Raw genomic sequence first — 5,484 nt, forward strand, 5'->3', positions numbered from 1 at the left:
GCCAGCTCACCCTCGGTGTGGACGTAGATCTCGACGTTGACCTGCTCGCCGCGCTTGACCAGCTGCGTCGGTGATGTGCTTCGGCCGTCGGGTGGCAGCCGTAGGGCGTCGGTGATGCGCCTCGCCCGTCCGGCGGCAGCCGTACCGCGTCGGTGATGTGGTTCGGCTCAGCCGCACCCCGCCCGCGATGCGCCTCGCCCGTCCGGCGGCAGCCCCACCTGGGAGGCGCTCGACCGCCGGGCGGCAACCCGCACCGCCCCCGCGAAGCGCCGACCCCGCACCTAGACCCGCCGCAGCCGCAGCGCGAAGAACGCCAGGCCCAGGCCCAGGCCGATCAGGACCAGGCCGCTGCCCAGGGGCAGGATGCGCAGGACCGGGCCGACGGGGCGTTCGGCTGTCGCCGCCTCTCGCACGGGCTGCTCCGCCGGTGCGGAGGGCTCCGGGGCGGGCTCCCGCGGCTCTTCGGGGAAGGCCGTGGCGTCCGCGACGCCCGGCTTCTCCCCGGCGTCCTCCGGCCGTCCCGGCCGCGCCCGGCCCTCCCCGGCCCGGCTCCCGGCCCGAGAGGGTTCACCGGCGGCGGAAGGAGCCGCCACCGCGGACGGGGTCGACGAAGCCGCCCGGGTCGACGGGGCCGCCATGGGCGGCGGAGCGGACCGGGACGATGGTGCCGCCCCGGGCGAGGGGGCGGACCGGGACGACGGCGCTGCCGGGCGCGAAGGGGCCGATGCGGCCGATGGGGCCGGTTTGAGCGTCCGGGTGGCCGGGGGCCCGGACCCCGCTTCCTCCTCCGCCCCCTCCTCGTCGTACGCGAGGGCAGCCCCGTAGGACGGGACGGATCCGTAGGGTGAGACGACCGCGCCGGCCCCCAGGGCGAGCACCAGTCCCGCCGCCCGCAGTGCGCGTAGCCATGGAGTCACGTGGGTGACCCCCTCCCGCCGCGTGCCCGGCAGGGCAGAAACGGCAAGTTCGGTCATATCGAGGCAATCAGCCTCACACCGCCCCCGGCGTCCGGCACTCCGGGTTCGGCCGACGGGCGGAATCGCTGCACAATCCGGTTATGTCGATACGTCACGGGCTGCTGGCCCTTCTGGCGGCCGGCCCCCGCTACGGCTCCCGCCTGCGCACCGACTTCGAGGCCCGCACCGGCGGCATCTGGCCGCTGAACATCGGGCAGGTCTACACGACGCTCGGGCGCCTGGAACGGGACGGCATGGTCGCCCAGGACGACGTCGACGCCGCCGGACACACGCTGTACGCGCTCACCGAGGCCGGCCGGGCCGAGCTGCGCGCCTGGTACGACCGCCCCGTCGAACGGGCCGGACCGCCGCGCGACGAGCTGGCGATCAAGCTGGTGATGGCGCTCGGCGCGGACGGCGTCGACGTCCGGGAGGTCGTCGAGGCACAGCGGCGGCACGTGGCGCGGGCGCTCCACGACCACGTGCGGCAGCGTGCCGAGGCCCTGGCCCGCGCGCCGGAGCACCCCGAGGAGATGGCCCGGCTGCTCGTCCTGGAGCAGCTCGTCTTCCAGGACGAGGCCGAGGTCCGCTGGCTGGACCACTGCGAGGCCCGCCTGCTCCGATTCACCCGCGAGGAGGAACCGCCCGAGCGGGAGCAACCCGAAGCCTGACCGAATCGTCTCCTCCGGCGTGGTGGATCAACCTCCCCGGGGGGCACCACGGAGGTGAGGTGCAGGCGTGCGAGAGAATGGCGGCATGGAGATGCCGAGGAACGAAAGGTCGCCGGAGAACCCGCAGATCCTGGTCGTGGGCCAGGACGGCATGGCGCTCGGTGGCGGCAGCGGAGACGAGGACTCCCGCGAGACCCCGGTCACGGAACAGGTGGAGCAGCCCGCGAAGGTCATGCGGATCGGCAGCATGATCAAGCAGCTGCTGGAGGAAGTGCGCGCGGCTCCCCTGGACGAGGCCAGCCGGGTGCGGCTGAAGGACATCCACGCCAGCTCGGTGAAGGAGCTGGAGGACGGTCTGGCGCCCGAGCTGGTCGAGGAGCTGGAGCGGCTCTCCCTGCCCTTCACGGACGAGGCGACCCCCAGCGACTCGGAGCTGCGCATCGCACAGGCCCAGCTGGTCGGCTGGTTGGAGGGGCTCTTCCACGGGATCCAGACGACGCTGTTCGCCCAGCAGATGGCGGCCCGTGCCCAGCTGGAGCAGATGCGCCGCGCCCTCCCGCCGGGGGTCGGCGACGGCCTGGACGAGCAGCACCCGGGCGGCCGTTCGGGCGGCCCCTACCTGTAGACGTCCCCTGACCCCACAGACCGAAGGGCCCGGCAGCCGAAGCTGCCGGGCCCCTTGCGCGTCAGGGGGACCTCAGGAGGGCGGGTTGCCCGTCGAGACGCTGAGCTCGATCTCGGGCATGTCCTTCGGGTCCACGTCGGTGTCGGCGGAGGGGAACTGGTTCATGACCGTGCCGTCGCCGTAGGTGTTCTCGTCGAGCTTCTTCTCGTTCAGTTTCCAGCCGGCCGCCTGGAGACAGGCCTTGACCGACTTGATGTTCTTGAACTTGAAGTCCGGGATCTGGATCTTGTCGGGGTCGTTGTACGACTCCCGCGGCTCGGTGCACTCCTCGGTGTCGATCGTCTTCGCGGTGTCCGGCCCGCGGTAGCCGGGCTTCTTCTCAGCCGAGGCCGACGCACTGGCGCTGCTGCTGCCGCCGCCGCCCTTGTCGTCCTCGCCGCCGCCGTTCAGCAGCAGCGCGGTGACGAGGCCGCCGACGGCGAGCACCGACACGATGATCGAGCCGATGATCACCGGCTTGTTGTTCCTGCCGCCGCCGGAGGAGGCCCCCGCGGTCTGGGGCGTCAGGTTGTACGGCGGCGGCGTCGACGGGCCGGGCTGCGGGGAGTACGCCGCCGGGGACGGCGTCTGGTAGCCGCCCTGCTGCGGATAGCCGTACGCCGGGGACGGCCCCGTCGGGGCGGGGGTGCCGTACGGGTTCGGGGGCGGGGTCGGCTGGTACGGCGTCTGGACCTGGCCCGACGGCGTCGGGGTCGCCTGGTCGACCGGCGGGAACACGGCCGAGCCGACGCCCGCGCCGCTCGGGGCCTGGGTGCCCGGGACGATGCTCGGCGGCACGGCGCTGAAGGACGCCGCCACCCGCAGGCACTCGTCGCGCATGGCCTCGGCGCTGGGGAAGCGCTCGTTCGGGTTCTTCTTCAGCGCACGGGCGATCAGCGCGTCCATGGCCGGGGGCAGCGCGCGGTTGATCGAGGACGGAACCGGCGGCTCCTCCTGCACGTGCGCGTACGCGATGGCCAGCGGCGAGTCCGCCTCGAACGGCAGCCGCCCGGTCACCAGTTGGAACAGCATGATGCCGACCGAGTACAGGTCGGAGCGGGCGTCCACACCGCGGCCGAGGGCCTGCTCCGGCGAGAGGTACTGCGGAGTGCCGACGACCATGCCGGTCTGCGTCATCGACGTCACGCCGGACTGCATGGCGCGGGCGATGCCGAAGTCCATGACCTTGACCACGGCGCGCTTGGTCATCATCACGTTGCCCGGCTTGATGTCGCGGTGGACCAGACCCATCTCGTGGCTGATCTCCAGCGCGGCCAGCACGTCCGCCGTGATCTTCAGCGCCTTGTCGGCGGGCATCGCGCCCTGCTGCCGCACGTCCTCGTCGAGGACCGAGCCGAGCGGGCGGCCCTCGACGTACTCCATGACGATGTACGGCGTCGTCATGCCGTCGAGGGTGTCCTCGCCGGTGTCGAAGACCGACACGATGTTGGTGTGCGTGAGCTTGGCCACGGACTGGGCCTCGCGGCGGAACCGCTCGCGGAAGGCCTGTTCCCGTCCGAGGTCCGTGTGAAGTGTCTTGATGGCGACCTGCCGGTCGAGCACGCTGTCGTATGCGAGGTGCACCGAGGCCATGCCGCCCTGGCCGAGGAGGTCACGCAGCTGATAGCGGCCACTGGCGAGCGCCCGCCCCGTGTACTGGCCCTGTGCGCCGTCCTGGCTCATGTTCGCTGTCCCCCGTAGCCCCTGCAGGCGCCGCCGACTGTCGCTGATCCGTCGTTGATCCAAACCGCCATTCCCGGCCAAGTCTGCCCCAGGGCACCGACACGTCAAGCTCGGTGCCCGTTCCGTGACCGTACGCGAAAGAAGCGTCGCGGAAGCGTTACAGGGGGCGTACGGCCGGCACACGGAATTTGCACGACAGTAAGGAGTGAAGGTTTCATGGCCGGTCCGTCTCGTGCCGGTCCCGGTGCCCCTTCCCGGACCGGAGGCTTGCGCGGAGGCTGTAGCGTGGCCGACGGAGACCGTAACAACACCGCGCGCACCGCGGGCAGAAACGACGGCGAGGACTGATGGCACAGCAGCAGGCCGCTCAGGGCCCGTCCGACCCCGAGGCGTCTGGCGGCGGCATGTCGGACGCGCCTGAGCTCTGGGGTAACGGCGGGTTGGTCGGGGACGGCCGGTACCGGCTGACCCGCAGACTCGGCCGGGGCGGCATGGCCGAGGTGTTCGCAGCCGAGGACGTCCGTCTCGGACGCACCGTCGCGGTCAAGCTGCTCCGCTCCGACCTCGCCGAGGACCCGGTGTCCAAGGCGCGCTTCACGCGCGAGGCCCAGTCGGTGGCCGGTCTCAACCACCACTCGATCGTCGCCGTGTACGACTCCGGCGAGGACTTCGTCGGCGGCCAGTCCGTGCCGTACATCGTCATGGAGATCGTCGAGGGCCGCACCATCCGCGACCTGCTGCTGAACGCGGAGGCCCCCGGCCCCGAGCAGGCGCTGATCATCGTCTCGGGCGTCCTGGAGGCGCTCGCCTACTCGCACCAGCACGGCATCGTGCACCGCGACATCAAGCCCGCCAACGTCATCATCACGCACAACGGCGCCGTGAAGGTGATGGACTTCGGTATCGCCCGCGCCCTGCACGGCGCGTCCACGACGATGACACAGACCGGCATGGTCATGGGCACCCCGCAGTACCTCTCCCCCGAGCAGGCGCTCGGCAAGGCCGTCGACCACCGCTCCGACCTGTACGCGACGGGCTGTCTGCTCTACGAACTCCTCGCGCTGCGCCCGCCGTTCACCGGCGAGACCCCGCTGTCCGTGGTCTACCAGCACGTCCAGGACATCCCGACGCCGCCGTCGGAGGCCTCCGACGCCTGCCCGCCGGAGCTGGACGGCTTGGCCATGCGCGCTCTCGCCAAGGAGCCCGACGACCGTTTCCAGACGGCCGAGGAGATGCGCGGGCTGGTCCAGTACGCGCTCCAGATGCTCTACGACCAGGGCGGCCATACCGGCACCTGGAACACCGGCCCGGTCGACCTGCACGACGGCCGGCACACCCCGGCGGGCGGCTTCGCCGGCGCGACGGCCGTGATGGGCCACGCCGGGGACCCCTCCGGCACCGCGCAGATCCCCTCGCCGATCCTGCCCGGCGGCTACGGCGGCGGCTACGGCGGCGGGGACGACGGCGGATCGAACGTCGGCCACCTCGACGCGGCCGCCGGAATCGCCGG

The 5,484-nt window shown here is 72.2% G+C and carries 5 protein-coding genes; 3 read left to right on the top strand and 2 right to left on the bottom strand.

The window, feature by feature from the left end:
- Positions 1–281 precede the first annotated feature (281 nt).
- Positions 282–593: a hypothetical protein gene (locus ABZ281_RS35815; RefSeq protein WP_356662238.1), complete on the bottom strand. Its 312-nt coding sequence runs from the start codon at positions 591–593 to the stop codon at positions 282–284.
- Between the two features lie 464 nt (positions 594–1,057).
- Here ABZ281_RS35815 and ABZ281_RS35820 point away from each other — a divergent pair, with 464 nt between their 5' ends.
- The gene (locus ABZ281_RS35820; protein ID WP_356662239.1) at positions 1,058–1,627 is read left to right on the top strand and encodes a PadR family transcriptional regulator; all 570 of its coding nucleotides are present in this window, start codon (positions 1,058–1,060) and stop codon (positions 1,625–1,627) included.
- Positions 1,628–1,712: 85 nt separating this feature from the next.
- Complete coding sequence (locus ABZ281_RS35825; RefSeq protein ID WP_142161844.1) at positions 1,713–2,252, top strand: bacterial proteasome activator family protein; 540 nt, start codon at positions 1,713–1,715, stop codon at positions 2,250–2,252.
- A 72-nt stretch (positions 2,253–2,324) separates the two neighbouring features.
- On the opposite strand, the gene ABZ281_RS35830 is transcribed toward ABZ281_RS35825, so the two are convergent.
- Entirely contained in the window at positions 2,325–3,974 is a 1,650-nt protein-coding gene (locus tag ABZ281_RS35830; protein ID WP_356662240.1) for a protein kinase, read from the bottom strand.
- Positions 3,975–4,321: 347 nt separating this feature from the next.
- Here ABZ281_RS35830 and ABZ281_RS35835 point away from each other — a divergent pair.
- Positions 4,322–5,484, top strand: a 1,163-nt coding sequence (locus ABZ281_RS35835) for a protein kinase (protein WP_356662241.1), incomplete at its 3' end; no start/stop codon positions are given.

The sequence above is a fragment of the Streptomyces sp. NPDC006265 genome (assembly GCF_040613555.1).
In the GTDB taxonomy this organism is placed as follows: domain Bacteria; phylum Actinomycetota; class Actinomycetes; order Streptomycetales; family Streptomycetaceae; genus Streptomyces.

What these genes read in the sequence shown, in the direction of transcription:
- ABZ281_RS35830 (WP_356662240.1), bottom strand. Translation starts at nt 3,974, where the DNA reads ATGAGCCAGGACGGCGCACAGGGCCAGTACACGGGGCGGGCGCTCGCC.
- ABZ281_RS35820 (WP_356662239.1), top strand. Translation starts at nt 1,058, where the DNA reads ATGTCGATACGTCACGGGCTGCTGGCCCTTCTGGCGGCCGGCCCCCGC.
- ABZ281_RS35825 (WP_142161844.1), top strand. Translation starts at nt 1,713, where the DNA reads ATGGAGATGCCGAGGAACGAAAGGTCGCCGGAGAACCCGCAGATCCTG.